This window comes from Oricola sp., from assembly GCF_022763245.1.
Taxonomy (GTDB): domain Bacteria; phylum Pseudomonadota; class Alphaproteobacteria; order Rhizobiales; family Rhizobiaceae; genus Oricola.
On record NZ_JALEGV010000034.1, the window covers coordinates 59,871 to 82,843 of the forward strand.

Annotated in this window: 21 protein-coding genes; 10 read left to right on the forward strand and 11 right to left on the reverse strand. The window is 66.0% G+C overall.

Annotated features, from left to right (window positions below):
• Positions 1-6: 6 nt before the first annotated feature.
• Entirely contained in the window at positions 7-1,509 is a 1,503-nt protein-coding gene (locus MRY80_RS15755) for a CoA-acylating methylmalonate-semialdehyde dehydrogenase (protein WP_293292007.1), read from the reverse strand.
• Between the two features lie 100 nt (positions 1,510-1,609).
• On the opposite strand from MRY80_RS15755, the gene MRY80_RS15760 reads away from it, so the two are divergent.
• Positions 1,610-2,506, forward strand: coding sequence for a LysR family transcriptional regulator (locus MRY80_RS15760; RefSeq protein WP_293292008.1), 897 nt, complete (start codon positions 1,610-1,612; stop codon positions 2,504-2,506).
• 69 nt (positions 2,507-2,575) lie between these two features.
• Here MRY80_RS15760 and MRY80_RS15765 read toward each other — a convergent pair whose 3' ends face one another.
• A complete protein-coding gene (locus MRY80_RS15765; RefSeq protein WP_293292009.1) occupies positions 2,576-3,565 on the reverse strand; it encodes a TRAP transporter substrate-binding protein in 990 nt (329 codons plus the stop codon).
• 50 nt (positions 3,566-3,615) lie between these two features.
• Entirely contained in the window at positions 3,616-4,992 is a 1,377-nt protein-coding gene (locus MRY80_RS15770; protein WP_293292010.1) for an aminomethyl transferase family protein, read from the reverse strand.
• A gap of 103 nt (positions 4,993-5,095) precedes the next feature.
• On the opposite strand from MRY80_RS15770, the gene MRY80_RS15775 reads away from it, so the two are divergent.
• Positions 5,096-6,286, forward strand: a complete 1,191-nt coding sequence (locus MRY80_RS15775) for a LysR family transcriptional regulator (protein WP_293292011.1) — start codon at positions 5,096-5,098, stop codon at positions 6,284-6,286.
• Here MRY80_RS15775 and MRY80_RS15780 read toward each other — a convergent pair.
• Genes MRY80_RS15780 through MRY80_RS15800 form a run of 5 tightly spaced genes read right to left on the reverse strand, consistent with a single transcriptional unit; the run spans position 6,283 to position 11,326 of the window.
• Positions 6,283-7,098 carry a sugar phosphate isomerase/epimerase gene (locus MRY80_RS15780; RefSeq protein ID WP_293292012.1) on the reverse strand — a complete coding sequence of 272 codons (816 nt, stop codon included), beginning with the start codon at positions 7,096-7,098 and terminating at the stop codon, positions 6,283-6,285. The two genes, MRY80_RS15775 and MRY80_RS15780, sit on opposite strands and share 4 nt — an antisense overlap.
• Positions 7,099-7,106: 8 nt before the next feature.
• Positions 7,107-7,724 (reverse strand): NIPSNAP family protein, encoded by a 618-nt coding sequence (locus MRY80_RS15785; RefSeq protein ID WP_293292013.1) that lies wholly within the window; start codon positions 7,722-7,724, stop codon positions 7,107-7,109.
• The gene (locus MRY80_RS15790) at positions 7,721-9,463 is read right to left on the reverse strand and encodes an FAD-dependent oxidoreductase (RefSeq protein WP_293292014.1); all 1,743 of its coding nucleotides are present in this window, start codon (positions 9,461-9,463) and stop codon (positions 7,721-7,723) included. The genes MRY80_RS15785 and MRY80_RS15790 overlap by 4 nt, the downstream gene beginning before the upstream one ends.
• Positions 9,453-10,277: an IclR family transcriptional regulator gene (locus tag MRY80_RS15795; protein WP_293292015.1), complete on the reverse strand. Its 825-nt coding sequence runs from the start codon at positions 10,275-10,277 to the stop codon at positions 9,453-9,455. Before MRY80_RS15795 ends, MRY80_RS15790 begins: the two co-directional genes overlap by 11 nt.
• A complete protein-coding gene (locus MRY80_RS15800; RefSeq protein ID WP_293292016.1) occupies positions 10,274-11,326 on the reverse strand; it encodes a Gfo/Idh/MocA family oxidoreductase in 1,053 nt (350 codons plus the stop codon). The genes MRY80_RS15795 and MRY80_RS15800 overlap by 4 nt, the downstream gene beginning before the upstream one ends.
• A gap of 140 nt (positions 11,327-11,466) precedes the next feature.
• On the opposite strand from MRY80_RS15800, the gene MRY80_RS15805 reads away from it, so the two are divergent.
• The 8 genes from MRY80_RS15805 to MRY80_RS15840 all read left to right on the forward strand — a co-directional run bounded on the left by MRY80_RS15805 (position 11,467) and on the right by MRY80_RS15840 (position 19,614).
• A complete protein-coding gene (locus tag MRY80_RS15805) occupies positions 11,467-13,161 on the forward strand; it encodes an FAD-dependent oxidoreductase (RefSeq protein WP_293292017.1) in 1,695 nt (564 codons plus the stop codon).
• On the forward strand, positions 13,158-14,066 hold the full coding sequence (locus MRY80_RS15810; RefSeq protein WP_293292018.1) for an NAD(P)-dependent oxidoreductase: 909 nt from the start codon (positions 13,158-13,160) through the stop codon (positions 14,064-14,066). Before MRY80_RS15805 ends, MRY80_RS15810 begins: the two co-directional genes overlap by 4 nt.
• 171 nt (positions 14,067-14,237) lie before the next feature.
• Complete coding sequence (locus MRY80_RS15815) at positions 14,238-15,071, forward strand: shikimate dehydrogenase (RefSeq protein WP_293292019.1); 834 nt, start codon at positions 14,238-14,240, stop codon at positions 15,069-15,071.
• A 24-nt stretch (positions 15,072-15,095) separates the two neighbouring features.
• Positions 15,096-16,223 carry an ABC transporter substrate-binding protein gene (locus MRY80_RS15820; protein ID WP_293292020.1) on the forward strand — a complete coding sequence of 376 codons (1,128 nt, stop codon included), beginning with the start codon at positions 15,096-15,098 and terminating at the stop codon, positions 16,221-16,223.
• Between the two features lie 70 nt (positions 16,224-16,293).
• On the forward strand, positions 16,294-17,172 hold the full coding sequence (locus tag MRY80_RS15825) for a branched-chain amino acid ABC transporter permease (protein WP_293292021.1): 879 nt from the start codon (positions 16,294-16,296) through the stop codon (positions 17,170-17,172).
• On the forward strand, positions 17,169-18,143 hold the full coding sequence (locus MRY80_RS15830; RefSeq protein ID WP_293292022.1) for a branched-chain amino acid ABC transporter permease: 975 nt from the start codon (positions 17,169-17,171) through the stop codon (positions 18,141-18,143). Before MRY80_RS15825 ends, MRY80_RS15830 begins: the two co-directional genes overlap by 4 nt.
• Positions 18,140-18,883 (forward strand): ABC transporter ATP-binding protein, encoded by a 744-nt coding sequence (locus MRY80_RS15835; protein WP_293292023.1) that lies wholly within the window; start codon positions 18,140-18,142, stop codon positions 18,881-18,883. Before MRY80_RS15830 ends, MRY80_RS15835 begins: the two co-directional genes overlap by 4 nt.
• A gap of 2 nt (positions 18,884-18,885) precedes the next feature.
• Positions 18,886-19,614, forward strand: coding sequence for an ABC transporter ATP-binding protein (locus MRY80_RS15840; RefSeq protein WP_293292024.1), 729 nt, complete (start codon positions 18,886-18,888; stop codon positions 19,612-19,614).
• A 63-nt stretch (positions 19,615-19,677) separates the two neighbouring features.
• Here the strand turns inward: MRY80_RS15840 and MRY80_RS15845 are convergent, their stop codons facing one another.
• The 3 genes from MRY80_RS15845 to MRY80_RS15855 are packed head-to-tail and all read right to left on the reverse strand — an operon-like array spanning position 19,678 to position 22,914.
• Positions 19,678-20,436, reverse strand: coding sequence for an SDR family oxidoreductase (locus MRY80_RS15845; protein ID WP_293292025.1), 759 nt, complete (start codon positions 20,434-20,436; stop codon positions 19,678-19,680).
• On the reverse strand, positions 20,429-21,220 hold the full coding sequence (locus MRY80_RS15850) for an SDR family oxidoreductase (RefSeq protein WP_293292026.1): 792 nt from the start codon (positions 21,218-21,220) through the stop codon (positions 20,429-20,431). The genes MRY80_RS15845 and MRY80_RS15850 overlap by 8 nt, the downstream gene beginning before the upstream one ends.
• Positions 21,220-22,914, reverse strand: a complete 1,695-nt coding sequence (locus MRY80_RS15855; protein WP_293292027.1) for an FAD-dependent oxidoreductase — start codon at positions 22,912-22,914, stop codon at positions 21,220-21,222. The genes MRY80_RS15850 and MRY80_RS15855 overlap by 1 nt, the downstream gene beginning before the upstream one ends.
• Positions 22,915-22,973 lie beyond the last annotated feature (59 nt).

Below are 22,973 nucleotides of genomic sequence, written 5' to 3' on the forward strand. Positions count from 1 at the left end.
TGCGTCTTATCCCAGCGTCGGCATGGTGAATTGCGGGTCGCTGCGCTGTCCCGACGGCCACCGCGTGGTGGTCGTCTTGATGCGGGTGTAGAAGCGGACGCCTTCCATGCCGTGCATGGCGTGGTCGCCGAAGATCGAGGCCTTCCAGCCGCCGAAGGAGTGGAACGCCATCGGCACCGGGATCGGCACGTTGATGCCGACCATGCCCACTTCGATGTCCTGCGAGAAGGCGCGGGCGGTGTCGCCGTCGCGGGTGAAGACGGCGGTGCCGTTCGCATATTCATGGCCGTGGATCAGGTCGACCGCATCCTGGTAGGAATTGCGGCGTACCATCGACAGCACCGGTCCGAAGATCTCGTCGCGATAAATCGACATGTCCGGCGTCACGTGGTCGAACAGCGTGCCGCCGACATAGTAGCCGTTCTCGTAGCCCTGCATCTGCTGCTTGAAGGTCCGGCCGTCGACGACCAGCTTGGCGCCCGCCTGTTCGCCGGCGTCGATATAGCCGAGGATCTTCTCCTGCGCCTGCTTGGTGACCACCGGGCCCATTTCGGAGGTGCGGTCGGCGGCAGGCCCGATCTTCAGCGCCTCGATCTTCGGCACCAGTCGTTCGACCAGCGCGTCGGCGACCGCGTCGGTGACGGGGACCGCGACCGAGATCGCCATGCAGCGCTCGCCGGCGGAACCGAAGGCCGCGCCCATAAGGGCATTCGCCGCCATGTCGAGATCGGCGTCGGGCATGATGATCATGTGGTTCTTGGCGCCGCCCAGCGCCTGCACCCGCTTGCCGTTGGTGATGCCGGTGATGTGGATGTATTGCGCGATCGGGGTCGAACCGACGAAGGAGATCGCCTTGACGTCGGGGTGATGCAGCAGTCCGTCGACGGCGACCTTGTCGCCCTGCAGGACGTTGAATACGCCTTCCGGCAGGCCGGCCTCGGTCAGCCAGTCCGCGATCAACAGGGAGGCGGACGGATCGCGTTCGGACGGCTTCAGCACGAAGGTGTTGCCGCAGGCCAGCGCCACCGGGAACATCCACATCGGCACCATGGCCGGGAAGTTGAACGGGGTGATGCCGGCGACGACGCCGAGCGACTGCCGGATCGAATGCGTGTCAACGCCGGTGCCAACGCTCTCGGAAAACTCGCCCTTCAGAAGCGTCGGCGCGGCGGTCGCGAATTCGACCACTTCGAGACCGCGGGTGACTTCGCCCAGCGCGTCGTCATGGGTCTTGCCGTGCTCGGCGGAAATGGCTTCGGCGAGCTGGTCGGCGCGCTCCCAGAGGATCGCCTTGAACTTGTCTAGAATGCGCGCGCGGCGCAGCGACGGCGTCTTCGACCATTCTGGCCAGGCCGCCTTGGCGGCGGCGACAGCGTCGTTGACGTCCTGTTCGGAGGCGAGGATCACCTCTTTTTCCGCTTCGCCGGTCGCCGGGTTGAAGACGGGCTGCGAGCGATCGGCGGAGCCCCTGGTGTGCGTGCCGGCAATATAATGGGTGAGTGTGGTCATCGGTCGTCCTCCTTGGATGACCGCCGTATCCCATTTCAATTTCGTCATAACAATGCAATAGTTCTCAAACTTGTTATGCGAATTTGCATAGGGTGGAGACATGAACTGGGAAGACGGACGACTGTTCCTCGCCGTGGCGCGGGCGGGGCAGATGCTGGCAGCGGCCAAGGCGCTCGGCATCAACCAGGCGACGCTCAGCCGCCGCATGGCCGCGCTTGAACACTCGCTCGGCGCGAACCTCCTGATCCGGCGCGCCACGGGCTGCGAACTCACCGACGAGGGCGAGGCGCTGGCGGAATCGCTGGAGCGGGCGGAGGCCGAATTTCTGCAGGCGCAGTCGCTGTTCGACCATGCCGGACCGGAAATATCCGGCACGGTGCGCATTGGCGCGCCGGACGGGTTCGGCGTCTCCTTTCTGGCGCCGCGCCTGGCGCATCTCGCCGAGCGCCATCCCGACCTCACCATCCAGCTCGTGCCGGTGCCGCAGGCCTTCTCGCTGTCGAAGCGCGAGGCCGATATCGCGGTGATGGTCGGCCGACCGGAGCAGGGCAGGCTGGTGGCGCAGAAGCTCACCGACTACACGCTCGGCCTCTATGCCTCACGGGAATATGCACACCGGCACGGCCAGCCGGAAACCACCGACGATCTGCGCGACCATCGCCTCGTCGGCTATGTGGAAGACCTGATCTATTCCGCCTCGCTCAACTATGCGCCGTCCTTCTGGTCGGGCTGGCGCTCGCAGGTCGAGATTTCCAGCGCCACGGGCCAGCTCGAGGCCGTGCGGGCGGGGGCGGGGATCGGCGTTCTGCATGACTATCTGGCCACCGGTCACGACGATCTCGTTCCCGTCCTGCCGGATCTGTCGGCGCAGCGCGCCTACTGGATCGTCCATCATGAGAGCCTGCGCGGTCTCGCGCGCATCAAGGCGGCGACATCGTTCCTCGCCGAAATCGTGAAACAGGATGCGGGCCGCTTCGTCCGCGCGGCGCGGCCCTGATGCCATGAAAGACCCGCCCGGCACGGGGCCGGACGGGTCGTACCGTCTCATCGATGGGCAAAAGGCGCGTTATTCGGCCTTGAGCGCCTCGACATAGGCCGATGCTTCAAGCCCGGCAGCGTCCGCGTCGGCGATGACCTTCTCGACAACCGGCGCCGATGCCGCGTTGAACTTCGCGGCTTCCTCGTCGGACAGCGTGATCACTTCCTTGCCCTCGGTCGTCCCGAACGCGTCGAGCGCCTTAGCGGCGATCCCGAGCCATGCCGCATTGGCCGACAGCGCCGCCTCGCGTCCGGCCTTGAGCACCACCGCCTGCTGGTCGTCGCTGAGGCCGCTGAACGAGTCGCGGTTCATGATCAGGAAGAAGCTCGAGATCGTCGAATCCATGCCAGTGGTGATGTATTTCGTCACCTCGGCCAGCTTGAACGAACCGAGCGTCGTCGCGTCGATCATGGCGCCGTCGATCACGCCGGTCTGCATCGAGTTGTAGATTTCAGGCGCCGGCATCGACACCGGCGTCGCGCCCCAGGCCTCGACCACGAGGCCGGCATTGCGCGACGGCACGCGGATCTTCAGGCCGGCGAGATCCTCAAGCGAGCGGATCGGCTTTTCCGCCGTGAACAGCAGGTTCGGCGCGTTGTTCCAGAGGCCCAGCAGCGCCACGCGCCTGTATTCGCCGGAGAGCTTGTCGATGTTGTCGAGCACGCGCTCCGTGCCCGTCGCCGCGTCGATCACGCCCGGAAGTTCGGTCAGCAGCGTCTTCGGGAAGTTCGACGCGGTGTAGCCCGGCAGGCCGAAGGCGATGTCGGTCACGCCGTCAACGGCGCGGTTGTACTGTTCGGCCGGCCCGGCGCCCAGTTCGCCGCCCATGAAGACCCGGACCGTCACAGCGCCGTCGGTCTCGGCCGCGATCGTCTCGGCGAAGGGCGTGTAGGTGCCCTCGACGATGAAATGGGATGGCGGCTGGAAATCGGCGAGCTTCAGTTCGGTGGCCGAAGCCGCCGAAGCCGAAAGCCCGGCGGCGACCGCCAGTGCGGCACTCAGTTTCTGAAAACGCATCACATATCCTCCCTTGGTTGGATGCAATCGGTCAAAGGCGAACGCCGTCGTCACGTCTGGGCCCGGTATTCGGCCCGCGCGGCGGCGTGGATCGGCCACGGATGCACTTGCGCGCCAACCTCCATCTGAACGTGACGCTCGACATGCGGCTTCTTGGTGCCGCCGTCCTTCTCGCCCCACAGGATGTTCAGCTTCGTGCCTTGTTCGCCGAGGTCGGAGCGCACCATCGCAAGCGAAATCCAGGCCCGCTCGTTGGCGGAATAGACCGGGTAGGTCGACACGCCGACCTGTTCGCCGTCCAGTAGAACCTGGTCGTAGGGATGGGCGGCATAATGGCTGGCCGGCAGTTCCATCAGTTTCGGACCCGGAAAGGCGTCCATCATGCCGGCGAAGATCTTCAGAACGTCGTCCCTGTCCCAGATCAGCGTGACCTTGGTCCGATGCTCCTGCTCCGCCATTGTCTCGAGCGCCGCGCGGCCGATGAAGTCGTGATCGAACCGGACCACGCGCCCGTAGTCGAGATCCCAGGGCGTCAGGTAATAGTCTTCGACATTGTCCGGCTGGAAGCTTCCGCCGACCGAGCAGGTCGCGAGGAAGTTGTCGGCCGGCAGCCACTCGCGGAACCCCTTCATCGCCTCGCCGGAATAGATCGCCGGCAGCGGCGAGGGTATCCAGCCCGATTCCATCGCGGCGCAGGAATAGGCGCGCGCGCCGGCCCTGAGCATGCCGTGCTTCGCACCGACTTCCATCAGCCGGTCATAGACCTTGCGGCCTTCCTCGTAGGGGCCCCAGAGTTCGAGCCCCTGCGCCCCGCCCATGCCGTGGCTGAGCGTCCGGGCCTTGCAGCCGGCGATGGTGATCTCGCCCATGTTGAAGAACTTGGTCGTCAGCGGACCGCCTTCATTGGCCTCGTTCAGGATGTCGAGCGCGAGCGGACCCTGCACCTCGTAGCGATAGAGCTTGCGTGGCTTGTCGGCGTTTTCGAGGCTGCGGATGTCGAACTCGGTCGTGACGTCGAAATCCCCGATTTCCGCCTGGTAGGCGAGCCAGTAGGCGAGCGGCGGGCGGCCCACATAGAGGATCTCGTCATCCTCCAGCGCGAAGATGATGCCGTCGCCGATCACGTAGCCGTCGTGATTGCAGCAGATCAGCTGCTTGGCCTTGTTGCGTCCGAAATTTGCGAAACTGTTCACGCCGACATGCGACATGAACGCGATGGCGTCAGGGCCGCGCACGTAAAGGTCGGTCATGTGATAGGACTGGTTCAGCAACACCGCGCCTTCACGCCATGCGCGAACCTCTTCCATCCAGTTCGTGTATTGCGGCGCGATGGGGAAGACGTAGGGGCCCGCTTGCGAGTCCTGAAGCATCTTCGAGGCATTGCCGATCCGGTTGATTTTTTCTTCGAGCGTCTTTTCGGCCAACAACGGCTTCTCCTCCTGAACACAGTCCGCAGCCGTGTAGCAGCCAGCGGCTTCTCCAGCTCATGCATACATTGAATATCATCATCCAGATCGGTAATATCTTGGCATGGCCGCCCCCGTCCGGATCACCCTGAAACAGGCCCGAACCATCGACGCCGTGGCGCGAACCCGGAGCGTGGAACACGCTACGCGCCTGCTCAACATGAGCCAGCCCGTCGTCTCGCGCACGATCGCCGCAGCGGAGAAGGCCCTTTGCGCGCCGCTCTTCCAGCGGGGCTGGAGCGGAACGGAGCCGACGGCCGCCGGCGAAGCGGTCCTGAAGCGATGCGCGGCGGCATTGCAGGTCATTATGCGGGCCGAAGACGACATCGAGGCCAACACCGGGACACGACCCAACCTGTTGAATTTCCTGCGCTGGCGGCATCTGGATGCCGTGTCGGCCGTGGTGCAGTCGGGAAGCGCGTCGCTCGCCTCGGACCAGTTGCAGGTGACGCAGCCGGCGATCAGCAGGTCGCTCGCCGCGATCACCCAATATGCGCGCCAGCCGCTCTTCAGGCGCCGCAAGGACGGTCTCGACGCATTCGATATCGCGCGCCGGCTGGCGGTCCTGCGCGACGAATTGCTTGCCGAACTGGGCGCGATCGAGATCGACACGCTGAAATCCAATGCCGGACCGAGCGGCAGGCTTGCCGTGGGAATGCTTCCCTTTTCAGGCCAGGATTTCGTCGCCAGGGCGTTCGGCGCTCTGACCAACACCAACCCGGATCTGCGGCTCATGGCCGTGCCGGGGAGCTATGACATGCTGGCGCGGGCGCTGGGACGCGGCGAGATCGACTGCATGCTCGGCATCCTGCGCGACCCGCTGCCCTATGCGGACCTTACGCAGGTGTTTCTCTACCACGAGAGATACACGCTGGTCGCGCGCAAGGACCACGCCTGCCATTCGCGCGCCCGGTCGATTTCCGACCTTAAGGGCGAGAAATGGATCGTCGCGCCGCATGGCACGCCGATCCGGTCCTATTTCGAGAGCCTGTTCCAGAACGCCGGCACCACGCCGCCCGCTCAGACCTGCGAAATCCTGTCCTTCGGCAATGCCGAGCGCGTCGTCGCGCACAGCGACTCCATCGCGCTTCTGAGCTACGGCGACCAGCACGTCGCCAACCTTCCGCCCGACCTCAGGAAGGTCGACGTCGCCTTGCCGGGTTCGAAGATCGCGATCGGACTGACCCGCCGGACCCACGGCAGCCCGACGGAGACGCTCGAAATGTTCGAGGCGCTTCTGAGAAGCTATGTCTAGGCCGGCTGCGCCTGATCGAGAACCGCCTTGGTCCGGTCCAGCGCCTCGCGCGCGAAGGCGGTACGGCCCATGCTCTCGGCGAGCGGCTTGTCCGGCACTTCGACGCTGACGGTGATGTCGGGCGGCATCAGATGGAGGAACGCCCCGAGATCGATGCCGCCGGCACCGGGAAACATGCGCGCGGTGCGTGCGATCCGGATCATCTCCGCGTCGCTGCGCACATAGTCGGCAGGGCCGTCGCAAAGCTGGATGTAGTTCATCTTGTGCGCCGGTATCTTCGCGATGTCCTCCGGCGTCGATCCGCAGCGGTCGTAATGCAGCGTGTCGAACAGGATCGCCGAGGACGGCAGGTCGACGGCGTTCACGAATTCCAGCGCGTCCGCAACGGTCTTGCAGGCCGTCCAGGGCATGAACTCGACATCGGCGGTCAGCCCGTAGCCCGCGACCAGTTCGCAGATCGCGCCATAGCTGGCGATCGCGCGATCGCGCTCGGGATCGTCGATCGCGGTCAGGATGTGCTTCGCGCCCATCTCGGCGATGCGGTCGAGAAACGGCGTGAAGCTGCGCGGTTCTGCATCCGGGCCGATCCGGATCATTTCCGCATCCGCCATGGTGACGCCGGTATCCCGCATGACGGCGGTCGTTTCGCGAAACAGCGCGTCGTCATCCATCAGCGGCGGGATTTCGTCGCCCGGTCCGCCGGGAAGCAGGCGGAACGAGATCATGTCGTAGCCCGCCTCGGCGGCGATCTGCACCGCTCCGACCGGGCCGGCGCCATTGGCCGTGAGATAGGCCAGGGAGAATTTTCGCATCGTTCGGCCTATTTCAGCGGGGAGAACGCCATCGGCATCGCGATGGTCGAGGTCATGTCCGGCGTCAGCCAGTCCGGCCCGCCCTTCGGCGGCCAGTTGCCGTCCGCAACCGACTGGCCGCGCGCCTTGCCCCGTGCTTCGAGGCTCTCAAAGGGCCAGATCTGCGTCAGGCGTGGCAGGCCGTCGATCCCGTACATGGCGACCGTGCAGGGCGAGTATTCCTCGCGCTTCGGCAAAGCGGCCTCCCACTTCTCCATCGTCGGCATCAGCCCGTTGGGCTTCATCATGTAGGTGCGGATCTCGTAGAACGGCCCGTAGGTGCCGGGCGTCACCTCTCCGACGAAATCGAGCTTGCGGTAGCTTTCCTGGGCATAGGACACGAGCTGGTCCAGGCACCCGAAGGGATTGGCGGACCGATGCGTGCGTTCGCGCTCGCGCATCAGCGCGTCGATGTCGTCGAAGCTGCGCAGCAGGTAGATCTCGTTCAAAGAGCCGATATCCGACGTCCATGCTCCGAGAAGCGTGCCCGACGCGTCCGGCGCGTGCAGCCATTTCTCCAGTTCGGGCGCGGCCTTCCCGGCGCCGAAAATGACGGTCTTGAGGGTCGCGAGTTCCAGATAGCTCATGCGTCGGTCCTTTCGATCTGTGTTTCTGCGGTATCGAGCCCCGTCACCGGCAGCCCCGCCAGCACACGGCCGGCGACGTATCCGAATGTCATGGCGGGCCCGAGCGTGATGCCGCCGGAGGGGTAGTTCCCGCCCATGACGGACGCCATGTCGTTGCCGACGGCATAGAGGCCCCCGATCGGTGCGCCGGCCGCCCCGAGAACCCGGGCGGCGCCGTCCGTGCGCAGGCCGGCGAAGGTGCCAAGGCTCCCCGGCACGACCTTCACGGCGTAATAGGGGCCGTTTCTCAGCGCGCCGAGCGCGGGATTGGGCCGGTGGTCGGCATCGCCCTGCATGTCGTTATAGGGGGAGCGCCCGCGTCCGAAATCAGGATCGTCGCCGGTTTCCGCATGCGCGTTGAAGCGCGCGACCGTCTCTTCAAGGGCGTCCGCAGGAAGGCCGCATTGGCCGGCGAGTTGGGCCAGCGTCGCGCCGCGCAGAAGATAGCCGCTCTTCAGGTAGGGCCGGAGCGGGAAGGGGAAAGGCTTCGCCCAGCCCAGCCCGTATCGCCGCTGCGCGCGGTGATCGGCAATGATCCAGGCATGCGGCGTTGTCGTGCCGGGATCGGACTTGAACAGCGCGCGCATGAAATCATGGTAGGAATTCGCCTCGTTGACGAACCGCTGGCCGCTTGCATTCACCGCGATGATGCCGGGCTTGGCGCGTTCGATCAGATGTGGAAAGTGCCCCGGCTCGCCATGTCTGCGCGTAACGATGGAGACGGGAGCCCATGCGCCGGGCGAAACGAGGTCGTCGGCCACGCGCGCGCCGGCATTCTCCGCCATGCGCAATCCGTCCCCGGTGTTGGACCGTGGCGCGGCCGAATGATGCTCGGTGCCGTCGGGCGCGTGTTCGAACATCGCTGCAATGCGTTGGGTGTCATGCGGAAATCCGCCGGTCGCCAAGATCACACCCCGGCTGGCACGGATCGTCTCGCCGCCGCAGACTGCGCCGGTCACCGTGCCGTCCCGCGACTGCAGCCCCGTGGCCGGCGCGCCGCACCGGAACTCCACGCCGAGATCGAGCGCCGACCGAAGCAGTCGCGCGACGAGGGCGTTGCCGGCGACCAGATCCATTCCCCGGCCATGGCGAAATCGGGTCCAGAAATGCCGGGCGAAGCGGCGCAGCGCATAGGCGAGCGAAGCGGGCTTGCGCGTCGCATTGAGGAAGTGGTTCATGTCGGGCCCGCCGGCGATGCCCATCCCGGCGACGCTGGCGAGGTCCAGAGGCGGCCGCAGCTTCCATATCCATTCGCCGAGCCTGCGCCCGTCATACGGCGCGGCGGTCACCGACCGGCCGCCTTTCGCCGCGCCCGGCGTGTCGTGAAAATCCGGGATCGTGTTTCCGCCGATCCAATCGACGTCGGTGTTGTCGCGAAAGAACGACACCATGTCCGGCCCGTTCTTCAGGAAGACGTGGAGCCGCGGATCGTCGACGCGATTGCCGATTTCGGAGCGCAGATAGGCGAGCGGCGCGTCCTCGTCCTCAACGATCCCCGCTTCGACGGCGAGCGGATTGCGCGGGATCCAGAGCCAGCCGCCCGACCAGGCGGTCGTGCCGCCGATCACGTCCTCCTTTTCAGCCACGATCACCCGCAGCCCGTGAAACGCAGCCGTGACAGCCGCGGCTAGGCCGCCCGCGCCGGAACCGATCACCAGCACGTCGCAGTGACAGTCGGCGGGCGTGCCCTCACGCGCCACCGCTCGATTCCCTCGGCTCGTGGTGGAGGCTGCTGAAATATTGCGACGCATGGGCCGCGGCGCCCAGTTCGCTGGCCGAATCGCGCAGGATCGGGGCGAATTTCGCGATCGTGGCATCGTTCATGCGCACGGTCGGACCGGCGATGGACAGGCATCCGATGACGGTCTGTTGCGGCCCGTAGCGCACCGGCACGGCCATGGCCGCCATGCCCTCGAGGTAGCTGTCGATCGAAACCGAATAGCCGCGTTCCCGGGTCTCGGCGAGGACTTCCAGGAGTTCCTTGATGGTCGTCGGCGCGCCGCTTCCGGGCACGAACGCTGTCGGTTTCATGCCCTGTTTGGACACATGGGTGAGGGCGTCCTCGTCGCTCATCGCCGAGAGCAGGGCCTGACCGCCCGCCGACGTGGCCAGATGCACGACGACGCCCTGTTCACGCCCCGGATCGTAGCGGAGCCCGCCGGTCGCGCCCTGCGCCACCGCGACCCAGATCAGATCGCCGCCCTCCAGGACGGAGAGACGGATGAGTTCGCCGGACCGCGCCGCGAGCCGGTCGAGGATCGGCTGCGCGATGTCGGTCACGCCCGAGCGCCCGAGGAAGCCGAGCCCCATCGCCGCGAGCTTGATCGTCAGCGTGTAATTGCCGTGGTTCTTCTCCTGGCGGACATAGCCGAGCCGCGCGAGTTCCTTCAGTTGGCGGTGAACGCCCGAAACCGGCATCTCCAGCTGTGACGCGATCGCGCTGACCTGCAGGCCGTCCGGGCTCTCGGCCATCAGTTCCAGGATGGCCAGCGATTTCTCCAGCGCGCTGCTCATGAGAAGATCGCCTCCAGTTCCACGCGACGGCCATCGCGCGCCGAGGCCTTCACGGCGTCGATGACCTGCATGTTCGCCAGACCGTCGCGGCAGGAAACGAGCGGCTCGGTCTCGCCGCGCATCAGCGCCGCGAAATGCTCCAACTGGGCCACGTAGGCGTCGGCCTGCGCGCAGGGCAGGCGATGCCGGGTCATCTCCTGCGTCCAGTCCGGCGCGCCCGGATGTTTCCAGAGCACGAGATCGGGCAGGCTCAACCCGGCTTTCGTGCCGGAATAGGCATGGGCGAAGACGTCATGCGCGGGAAAGCGCGCGATGTTTTCGCCCGCGCTCACATCCCACGCCCACGGTCCGCAGGCCGCGTCCGAGATCGTGCAGGTGGCGATGCCGCCGGCCTCGAATTCCAGGATCGCGGCGGCGGTGTCCTCGACCTCCAAGTGACGCTGCGCGTTCGACGTCAGAGCCGTCACCGCTTTCACCTCGCCGAAGAAGTGGCGCAGCAGGTCCACCTCGTGGATGAGGTTGATGAGCAGAGGTCCGCCCTGTCCGGGCTGCTTGCGCCAGGCGACGTCGAAATAGGAGCCGGGCTTGCTCAGCGTCGAATTGACGGTGGCCGTGACCAGCGCGCCGATTTCTCCCTCCGAGATGGCCTTCTTGGCCGCCTTGATGATCGGGTTGTGCCTGCGGTGATGGCCGATCAGAAGCGGCGTGGCGACGGTCCGCGCCACCGCATCCAGGCCCAGCCCGTCCGCCACGGAGGTTGCCACCGGCTTTTCCAGAAGGACGGCGAGCCCGGCTTCGAGAAGCCGGCTGGCGACGGCCACATGCGTGTCGTTGGGCGAGGCGACGATGACGCCTTTCGCCACGCCCGAATCGATCAGTGCCTCGACGGTGCCGAAGAACGGAACGCCCTTGCTTTCAGCGATTTCAGCGGCTGCGGGCACCGGATCGACGACCGCGCTGAGATGGATGCCGGCGCTCTTCGCCAGGGTCTCGATATGGGTCCGCCCGATGATGCCGGCGCCGACCACCGCTACGGGTATGCTTTCCATCAGGGCCTCCTCCATGCGTCCGAACCATAGCCGAGCGATACCAAAAAAGAAATTGATTTCTAAAGTTGAAAGCAATTCCAATTTCTGTAATGGTCCGTCAGCCGGTTCGCCACGGACCGGCCGGGGGAGGGAAATGGCCGATGGCCGGTCGGGCGCCAACAGACAATGACTGCTACGACATTGCCGTGCTCGGCGCCGGCGCCGCAGGCCTGTCCGCCGCGGTCTTCGCGGCGCTTGAAGGCCGGCGCACGATCCTGATCGAGAAGACCGAATATGTCGGCGGCACCTCCGCCTATTCGGCCGCCACGACATGGGTGCCCAACACGCGGCTCGCGAAAACTGTCGACAGCGACGACACGCCGGAGCGTGTGAAGACCTATCTCGACAACGCCGTCGGCAACCGCGCGCCCGCAGATTTGCGGGCGGCCTTCGTGGAGCACGGGCCGGAGGCGATCCACACCCTGCTCGACAAGACGGATGCGCAGTTCCGCGCCCGTCCGTTCCATCCTGACTATCTTTACGAACTGGAGGGCTCGACCTCCTGCGGCCGCGCGCTGGAGCCGATCCCGTTCGACGGCAAGCCCCTCGGCGACGATCTGCGCCTGATCCGCCCGCCCATTCCGGAATTCACCATTCTCGGCGGCCTGATGGTCGACCGCGACGACATTTCGCAACTGCTCAACATGGCGAAATCGCCGAAATCCCTGGTCTATTCGGTGAAGCTGATCGGCCGCTACGCGCTCGACCGTCTCCGCTTCGGCAAGAGCACGCGGCTCGTGATGGGCAATGCGCTGATCGGCCGCCTGCTGCTCACGGCGCGAAAGCTCGGCGTCGAAATCGTCACCGAAGCGAATGTGACCGACATCGCCGGCACGCCCGACGAACGCCTCGTGACTTATGAAAAGGCCGGCCAGACGCGCGAGATCCGCGTCGCCGGCGGGGTCATCCTGGCCTCGGGTGGCTTTGCACGCCATCCGCAGCGCCGCGCGGAGATGCTGCCGTCGCCGACGCCCGAATACAGCCCCTCGGCGCCCGGCCACACCGGTGCCCTGCACGACATCGCGCTGAAGCTCGGCGCGCGCTACGGGGAGGGCGGCGATCAGAACGCCTTCCTCGCGCCCGTCTCGCTGCGCAAGCGCAAGGACGGGACCATGGCGGTGTTCCCGCATTTCGTCTTCGACCGCTCAAAGCCCGGCATCATCTCGGTCGGCGCGGACGGCAAGCGCTTCACCAACGAGGCGCGCTCCTACCACGAATTCGTCATCGCCATGTACCGCACCGGCACGATCCCGGCTTTCCTGGTCACGGATGCCGCCGGGCTCAGGAAATACGGACTCGGCATGGTCCGCCCCGGCGGCCGCGGCTGGGCGCCGTTTCTCGCCGACGGCTACCTCACCGAGGGCAAGACGCTCGCAGACCTGGCGCAGAGGCTCGGCGTTGACGCCGGCAACCTTCAGGAGACCGTGCGCCGCATGGGAAATTTCGCCAGGGCGGGCGTGGACGAGGACTTCCATCGCGGCGAGACCGTCTATGAATGCGGCAATGGCGACGCGACGCACGGGCCGAACCCGACGCTGGGCGCGCTCGACGAGGCGCCGTTCTACGCCGTTCGCCTCTTTCCGGGCGACATCGGCTCGGCGACCGGTCTGCAGACAGACGCCAGCGCCCAGGTGCTCGGCGTCGACAACAAGCCGCTGGGCGGCATCTATGCCTGCGGCAACGACATGCATTCGATCATGGGCGGCGTCTATCCGGGCCCGGGCATCACCATCGGCCCCGGCATCGCCTTCGGCTACGTCGCCGCGCGCCACGCCAGCGCGAGGATCGCGCCATGACCCGGGTTCTCGTCACCGGCGGAACGGGCTTCCTCGGCCGCTTCGTGGTCGCCAGCCTGCTGCTCGACGGTCACGAGGTGACGGTCTTCGACTGGAAGCCCAACCGTGCCGCACTCGACGACATCGAGCCGGGCATGTCCAGCCGTGTCGCCTATGTCGAGGGCGACATCACCGACGGCAGCGTGCGCGACGCGGCAAGCGGCTGCGGCGCGATCATCCATCTGGCCGGTGTCATGACCGTCGAATGCGCCCGTGATCCGGTGCGTGGCGCGCAGATCAACCTGATCGGCAGCCTGCAAGTGTTCGAGGCGGCACGCGCCCACGGGATCGACCGCATCGCCTATGTCTCGACCGCCGGCGTCTTCGGTCCGGACGACGAGATCAATCCGCGTCCGATGACCCATTACGGCGCGCAGAAACTGGCCATCGAAGGGTCGGCGCGCGCTTACCTCCTCGATCACGGGATCCCGAGCATCGGCTTCCGCCCCTATATCGTCTACGGCCCGGGACAGAGTTCCGGCATCGCCGCAGGCCCGTCGATCGCGTGCAGCGCGGCCTTCCGGGGCGAGCCCGCGACGATCCGCTTTTCCGGCCGCGCGGGTTTCGTGCTGGTCGCCGACGTGGCGGAGCTCATGGTGCGGGCTATTTCGAACCCGGTGGAGGGTGCCGAAGCCCACACGCTCTGCGGCGAAACGGCCGAGATGGACGATTTCGTCCAGGCGCTGCGATCCGAGATTCCAGGCGCCGACATAACCGTCGAGGGCCCGCCGCTGCGCATCCCGGGCGATCTCGCGAACAGCGATCTTCCCGCGAGCCTGGCGTCCTTGCCCGTCACGGGCGTTCGCGACGGCATCGCCTCGATCCTGCAATTCTACCGCGACCGGCAGACGGAGGTCGCGTCATGACCCGCCAGGCTGCCGTCCGGTCCCGGGCAATACTCATTTGTCCAAGCATTCGGCCCATTAATCCATTTCAAAAACGGGCGGTCTCGCCCATTAATCTGCGGGGAAACATGGGCGTGCGCTGCATTGCAGAATTCATTCGCATCAACACAACCGCGCAGGGAGGCAGTTGATATGTCCAACTCGCCAGCCGCCGGTGCAGCTCGCGCCATGCCCTCGCTGAACGGCGAAACCAAGGTCTTCGTCATCATCGGCGATCCCATCGCCCAGGTGAAATCGCCGGCCTTGCTCACCGCCAACATGAGCGAGCGCGGCGTCAACGCGGTCGTCGTCCCCGGTCATGTGCTGCCTGCCGACATCGCGGCGTTCATGGCCGGCTGCGACGCGCTGAAGAACCTCGACGGCGTCATCGCGACCATCCCGCACAAGCAGGCCATGCTCGGCTATTGCGCCACGATCACCGAGCGCGCCCGCTACGCCAATTCCGTCAATGTCATGCGGCGCACCCGTGAGGGTTGGTCCGGCGACAACACCGACGGCATGGGCTACGTGTCCGGCATCAAGGCGGCCGGCGGCGAGATCGAGGGCAAACGCGTCCTGCTGATCGGCGCGGGAGGCGCAGGGTCGGCGATCGCTTACGAATTCCTCGCCCAAGGCGCCGCGCAACTGCACATCCACGATGTCGAAACCGCACGCCGCGACGCCCTGATCGCCCGGCTGGAAGGCAAGTTTGCCGGAAAGGTCGCGGTCGGCAGCAACGATCCGCGCGGCTACGACATCGTCGGCAACGCCACGCCGCTCGGCATGAAGGACGGCGATCCGCTTCCGGTCCTCTGCGAGCACCTGGAAGCCGGGCAGTTCGTCGCCGACGTCATCACCAAGCCCGAGATCTCGCCGCTCGTCGCGGCCGCCCGGTCGCGGGGTTGCAACACCATGCCGGGGATAGGCATGTTCAAGGCTCAGGAGGGCTTTCTGGTCGACGCCCTCCTAGGGAATCCATACGACTGACCAACTGATCTGGGAGGAAACCAAATGATCAAGACATTGACTGCATCCACGGCCATCGCGCTCGCCCTCATGGCCGGCTCCGCCAGCGCCGAGGTCACGATCGCCGACGTCGCCGAACTGTCGGGCGCCGGCGCCGCTGCCGGCGCTGTCTGGCACGACGGCGTCACCATGGGCTTCGACGAGGTGAACGCCGCCGGCGGCATCCTCGGCGAGGAGGTCAAGCTCGTGTCCTATGACAGCCAGACCGATCCGCAGAACAGCCGCGCGATGGTCCAGAAGGCCATCGACGAGGGCACCTACGTGCTGATGGGCACGGTCTATTCGTCCTCGACGGTCGTCAACATGCTGGTCGCCCAGCAGAACGGCATGCCGCAGTTCACCGGCTCGGAATCGCCGACCATCACCGCGAAGGGCAACCCCTACATCTTCCGCACCTCCTTCGGCGCGCAGAAGTCCATGCCGAAGGTTGCCGCCTACTACGCCGACGGTCTCGGCGCGAAGAAGGTCGCCGTTGTCTGGGCTAACACCGAGTTCGGCAAGGGCGGCCATGACGCCTTCGTCGCCAACGCGGCCGAGAAGGGCATCGAGATCATCGCCGACATCCCGACCGAGCAGGCGCAGGTCGACTTCGCCGCCGACGTCGCGAAGATCAAGTCCGCCGGCGCGGACGCCATCTTCGCCTACATGACGGAGGAGGAAAGCGCCCGCTTCCTGATCGAGGCGGACAAGCAGGACGTCGGCGTGCCGATCGGCGGCGAGACCGTTCTCGTCTCGCAGAAGGTGATCGACCTTGCTGGCGGCGCCGCCAACGGCGCGTTCGGCCATGTCGGCCTCAGCGCCGACGCGCCCGTGCCCGCCATCCAGGAAATGGCCAAGAAGTTCGAGGAGCGCTTCGGCTACAAGGCCGACCACAACGCCATCAAGGGCTATATCGGCGCCTGGACGGTCAAATACGTCACCGACCAGATCGGCGAGTTCGACCGCGAGAAATTCGCCGAGACGATGCACGGCCTGTGCCTCGACGCCGCCTCGCATCCGAACGTCCTGATGGATGTCTGCTGGGACGACACCGGCGAAGTGTCGCGTGAAAGCTTCCTCGTCGAGGTCATCGACGGCAAGCAGCAGATCACCAAGACGCTTCCGGCGAACTGATTGCGCATCCCGCGGGCGGCCCTTTCTCGGCGCCGCCCGCGTCTCTGTTCCCGAATTCAGGTGAAGGCGCATGTCCGAACTCATCCAGATTCTGATCTCCGGACTGTCGGCCGGTGCGATCTACGCCTTGGCGGCGGTCGGTTTCACGCTGCTCTGGCAGGCGTCCCAGACCATCAACTTCGCCCAGGGCGAGTTCGTCATGATCCCGGCCTTCTTCGTGCTGGCCTTCATGAACTGGGCCGGCCTGCCGTTCGGCCTGTCGATCGTCTTCGCGATCATCGTTTCGGTGATCATCCTCGGCGCGGTGTTCAAGAAGCTCGTCGTCGATCCGATGATGCGGCACGGAACCCTGCCGCTCGTCATCGCCACCATCGCGCTCGGCCTCTTGATGAAGGAGAGCGTGAAGGAACTCTATTCGCCCCTCGGCCAGCCGTTCCCCAGCCTGTTTCCGGCTGACGTGCTGACCGTCTTCGGCGCCTCCATCTCCATTTCCGACATCGCCAATTTCGTCATCGCCATGGGCACGATCGTCGCGCTGCAGCTCTTCCTGCAGAAGACGCGGACCGGGCGCTGCATGCAGGCCACCGCGCAGAACCCGGACGTCGCGCAGATCCTCGGCGTCGATATCAAGCGGATGGTGCTCTACACCTTCCTGATCAACGGCGCGCTGGCGGCGATCGCCTCCGTCCTGATCACGCCGGTCTACCTTGCGAAATTCTCGAACGGCGAAGTGCTCGGCCTCGTCGCCTTCATCGCGGCCATCGTCGGTGGCTTCAACCAGATCCGCGGCGCGCTCGTCGGCGGATTGCTGATCGGCGTGATCGACAACCTCTCCGCGACCTACGTGTCGTCGGAATACCGTCAGGCCATGCCTCTCATCCTGCTGATCGTCATCATCCTCATGCGCCCGCAGGGCATCATGGGCACCTCGGAAGGGCGCGCGGTATGACCCGGAAGACATTCATCATCGCGGTCGTCGGGATCATCCTCCTCGCGCTCGCGCCGCTCGGCCAGAAGAACTACATCATCTATGTCCTGTGCTCCTGGCTGATGTTCTCCATCGGCGCGATGGGCCTGAACCTGACGCTCGGCTACGCCGGCCAGGTGTCGCTCGCTCAGGCCTCCTTCATGGGCATCGGCGCCTATGTCACCGCGCTTCTGACGCTCAACGGCTGGCACTGGATGGCGGCGATGCCGATGGCCGTGCTGACGACCTTCGTGATCGGCCTGGCGCTCGGCTACCCGGCGCTGCGCGTCCAGCACCATTTCCTCGCCTTCGTGACGCTGGCCTTCAACACGCTCGTCTTCCTCGTCCTGCGCAACGAGGAATGGCTGACCGGCGGCTCGTTCGGGCTGGTCGGCATGCCGCGACCGGATTTCGGTGTCTACAACACCGCCAAGCAGCTCGATTTCTACTATTTCACCCTCGTGCTGTTCGTCCTGTCGGCCGCCGTCCTGGCCTGGATCGTCAACTCGCCATGGGGCAGGGCCTTCAAGGCGTTGCGCGAGAACCCGATCCGCGCCAACAGCCTTGGCGTCGATATCCGCCGCATGACGCTGCTCGCCTTCGCCATCGGCTCGGCCTTCGGCGGTCTCGCCGGCGCGATCATGACGCCGCTCGTCCAGTTCATCGAACCCGGCTCCTTCGGCCTGATCCACTCGCTGAAGATGCTGCTGATGGTCGTCGTCGGCGGGGCGGGCTACTTCTTCGGACCGATCCTCGGCGCGGCGGTGGTCATCATCCTGCCGGAGATGCTGCGCTTCACCGAGGGCTACTACCTGATGATCTACGCCTTCCTCGTCATCGTCCTGATGGTTTTCTCTCCGGGCGGCCTGATCGGTCTCGGCCAGAAGCTGGTGACCCGCTTCCGCGGCAAGCCCGAGGTGCGAAAAGACATGGCGCAGGGGGCGCAGCTATGAGCGTCGTTCTCAACGTCCAGGGCATCTCGAAATCCTTCGGCGGCATCCACGCCGTCCGCGATGTCAGCTTCGAGGTCCGCAAGGGCGAGATGCTGGGCCTGATCGGCCCGAACGGCTCCGGCAAGTCGACGCTGTTCAACTGCGTGCTCGGCCAGCTGAAACCCAGCGCCGGCCGCGTCGAGGTGAACGGCCGCGACGTCAACGGCATGCGCGCCTGCGACCTCAACAAGCTCGGCGTCGGTCGCACCTTCCAGCAGCTCTCGGTGTTCCCGCAGATGTCGGTGATCGACAACATCATCCTGGCCGGCCAGGAACATCACGGCTCCATGCTGAGCCGGCTCTTCGGCCCGTCCGACGCAGGGCTGACGGCCGAGGCCGAGCAGATGATCGAGTTCTTCCGCCTCGGCCATCTGCGCGACGAACTCGCCGGGTCGCTCTCCTACGGCCAGCAGAAACTGGTCGACGCGGCGATGGCCTTCATGGCCGGCCCGTCGCTGGTGCTGCTCGACGAACCGGCCGGCGGCGTGAACCTGACGATGCTCGGCAATCTGAAGGAGCGGCTGAAGGCCTATAACGAGACCCACGACACGACCTTCGTGGTGATCGAGCACAACATGGAATTCGTCATGTCACTGTGCAACCGCATCATCGTGCTCGCCGAAGGCGCGATCATCGCCGAAGGCTCGCCGGACGAAATCCGCGCGAACCAGCAGGTCATCGACGCGTATCTGGGAGGCTGACCATGCTGGAAATCAAGGACCTCTACGGCGGATACGGCAAGATCACCATTCTCAACGGCGTCTCCTTCGAGATCCCGCCGGCGACGATCACGACCGTGATCGGCCCCAATGGCGCCGGCAAATCCACGGTCTTCAAGGCCATCTTCGGGCTGCTGACGATCCATTCCGGTCAGATCCTGCTCGACGGCAAGGACGTGACGCGCCAGACGCCGAAACAGATGATCGACCACGGCGTCACCTACGTGCCGCAAGGGCGCAACGTCGTGCCGCAGCTCTCCGTCTATCACAACCTCGAACTCGGCGGCATCACCGCGAAGGACCAGGGACTGGTGCGCAAGCGCATCGACAAGGTGATGGACCAGTTCCCGATGCTGCGCGAGTTCCGCAATCGCAAGGCGATCGAACTGTCGGGCGGCCAGCAGAAGCAGCTGGAAGTGGCGCGCTCGCTGCTGCTCGATCCCAAGCTCATCCTGATCGACGAACCGTCCATCGGCCTGTCGCCGAACCTCGTCCAGGAAGTGTTCCGCACGCTGCAGTCGCTGCGCGACCAAGGCGTCACGATCCTGATGGTCGAACAGAACGCCAAGGCGGCGCTCGCCATGTCGGATTACGGCCTCGTGCTCGAACTCGGTCAGACGCGGATGCACGACAAGGCGCAGACGCTCCTCGACGACCCCCGCGTCGGCCACCTGTTTCTGGGCGGACATATCGAGGAAGAGGAGCACGCCTGAACGGGCCTCCCGTTCTAGGCATGCCCGTCACGCCGCGCGCTCCATGAGTGTGTCGACTGGATGTCAGCCGGCGCTGGCGTCGCCGGCGGCGCCGAAGGCGGCCCAGCCGCAATCGACGCTGAGCGTCGCGCCGGTGATGGCGCTGGCCGCGGGCGAGGCGAGGAACCAGGCCGCCTCGGCCAGTTCGCCGGGTTCCACCAGCCGCCCCATCGGGCTTCGCCGCTTGATCTTGCCGAGATCGAGCGCCCCGCCGGCGGCCAGCTTGTCGACAAGCGCGGTGCGGGTATAGCCGGGCGCGATCGCGTTGACGCGCACGCCATGCGCGGCCCATTCGCAGGCCAGCGACTTCGTCATCATCGCAATGCCCGCCTTGGCCGCGCCATAGGCGTTGCGGCCCGGAATCCCGTCCAGCCCGGCTATCGACGAGACGTTGACGATGGCCCCGGCGCCGCGCGCGACCATCAGCCGGCCGATCTCGCGCGAACACAGGAACGTCCCCGCCAGATGCACGTCGAGCACGGCGCGGAAATGACCGACATCCTGCTCCAGCGTCGGCCTGGCGCTGTCGCCGATGCCTGCATTGTTGATGAGGACGTCGCAGCGCGGCAGCGAGGCGGCGAGGCGTTTCACGTCCTCCTCGCGGGTCACGTCGCAACCGGTGCCGCTGCAATCCTCGCCGAGCTCCGCCGCGCGGGCTTCGGCCTTGTCGGGATCGAGGTCGGCGACGACGACCCGGTGTCCGCGCTCGGCAAACAGCCGCGCCATGGCCCATCCGATGCCCTCGGCCCCGCCGGTGATCACCGTCGTCGTCGGTTCAGTCATCCGCGTAACCCGGTCGTGGAACGTGGCTCATCAGCGTCTGGGCGTAGCCCCCATCCACGATGATTTCCTGTCCGGACACATAGGCCGCCCGCTCGGACGCGAAATAGAGAACGGCGTCGGCGATGTCGTCCACCCGCCCGATCCGGCGCAGCGGCACCACCTTCTCGCGTGCCGCCTTGGTCTTTTCGTCCGCATAGAACGCTTCCGACAGGGCGGTGCGCACCAGACCCGGGCTGACGACGTTGGAGCGAACGCCCCGCGGTCCCCATTCATAGGCCAGTTGCCGCGACAGCATGGAGACGCCGGCCTTCGACGCCGAATAAGCATTGGAGAACGCCTGCTGGTGATTGCCGGAAATGGAGCCGACATGCACCAGCGCGCCCGACCCCCGCGCGAGCATCGAAGCACCGAACGCCTGCGCGCAGCGCAGATAGCCGGTCAGATTGACGTCGAGCATCCTCTGCCACGCCGCGACGTCCACCTCGTCCAGGTTGCCGGGCGAAAGGAAGGCTGCGTTGTTGACGAGAACGTCCGCGCCGCCGAAGGCCTCCGCCACGCACGAAGCCGCCGCCGCGACGCTACCGGCATCCGTCACGTCGCAGCCGACGGCCAGCGCGCTCTCGCCCAGCTCCGCCGCTGCGGCCTGCGCGGCCTCGAGGTTGATGTCGAGCACGGCAACCTTGCAGCCGGCATCGCGCAATGCCGTCGCGATCGCCTTGCCGATCCCGCCCGCGGCGCCCGTGACGACGGCCGTCTTGCCGCCAAGCCCCAGCCAGTCCGCCATCACTTCAGCCCCGCAATGTGCCGACCCGTGATGTAGCCGAACGTCATCGCCGGGCCGAGCGTGATGCCGGCGCCCGGATAATTGCCGCCCATGATCGACGCGCGGTCGTTGCCGACCGCGTAAAGCCCCTCGATCGCGCTGCCGTCCGTCGCCAGAACCTGTCCCTTCACGGTCGTCTTCAGCCCGTCGAACGTGCCGAGATCGCCCATGATGATCTTCAGCGCGTAAAAGGGCCCCTTGGCGATTGGTCCGACGCAGGGGTTGGGCGTGTGCTCGGGATCGGCCAGATAGCGGTTGAACGCGGTCTTTCCGCGGCCGAATTCCGGATCCTCGCCGTGCACGGCATGCTGATTGTAGCCGGCCAAGGTGGCCTCCAGCCCCGCCGCGTCGATGCCCGTGGCGGCGGCGAGGTCGGCCAGCGTCGCGCCCTTCCGGATGTAGCCGTTGGCAATGTATGTCGACAGCGGCACGGGCGCCGGCTTGGCGAAACCGAGGCCGTATTTGCGGATCGTCGGATGGTCGCAGATCAGCCAGGCGGCGGTCTCGCTCTGACCTTCGCAGGCCCGCGTCAGCGCCGCGCCGACATCGTGGTAGCTCTCGCTTTCATTGGTGAACCGCTTGCCGTTTTTCAGGACCGCGATGACGCCGGGCTTGTAGCGGTCGAGGAGATGCGGGAACGCGCCGAACTTGCCCTTGCCCATCGGCACCTTGGAAACGGGCATCCAGGCGGACGTGTCCTTGAATTCGATCGGCGCGTCGCCGCCGACCGCTTCGGCCAGGCGGATGCCGTCGCCGGTGTTGCCCTCCGGAACGGGGCTGAAATGCTCGCCGCCCCGCTTGAGGTGCGGATAGGCCGCCTTCAGCTTCTCCACGTCATGGGCGAAACCGCCGGCGGCAAGAACGACGGCCTTTCGGGCAGTCAGCGTCGCGCCGGGCACCCTGACGCCGGTGACGCGGCCGTTTTCGGTGATGAGCTCCTCCGCGGGGGTGTCGGTGTAGACCGGGATGCCGAGGTCGAACGCGCTCTTGGCGAGACGCGCGACCAGCGCATTTCCGGACGTCACCTGCACGCCGCGTCCGAAGCGCACCACCTCGCCGAAATGGGCGAGCAGGCGCCTGGCGACATAGGTGAAGGAGGTCAGCGATTTCGTCGCGTTGAAGAAGTGCTTGATGTCCGCGTTGGACGAATTGAACATCATCCCCATGAAGGTGATCGTCGCCAGCGGCGGGCGCAGGCGCTTCAGATTGTCGCCCAGCGCCGAGGTGTCGAAGGGCGCGGCCAGCACCGCGCGCCCCACATCGACGCCGCCCGGCTGGTCGGGATGGTAGTCGGGATAGAGCGTCGGCACGAATTTCACCGCCGTCTCGCGCTCGAAGAACTCCAGCATTTCCGGACCGGTGTCGATATACGTCTCGACGGCGTCGGCATCGTAGAAATTGCCGGTTTCGGCCTTCATGTAGGTGATCGCCGCGTCGCGGTCGTCCTTGATGCCGGCGGCCTTGGCGTGGTGGTTCAGCGGGATCCACAGCACCCCGCCGGAAAAGGCGGTCGTCCCGCCGAAGACCGGTTCCTTCTCGATGATGGCGACGCTGGCACCGAGCTTCTTGGCGGTGATGGCGGTCGACATTCCGGCAGCACCTGATCCCACGACGACGATGTCATAGGTTTCCGATTTCGTCGGGCGCGTGCTCATGGTCCTCCCCAATGCAAGCCTTGATGACGGCGCTGATTAAGCTCGCCGAACGGCCCGCG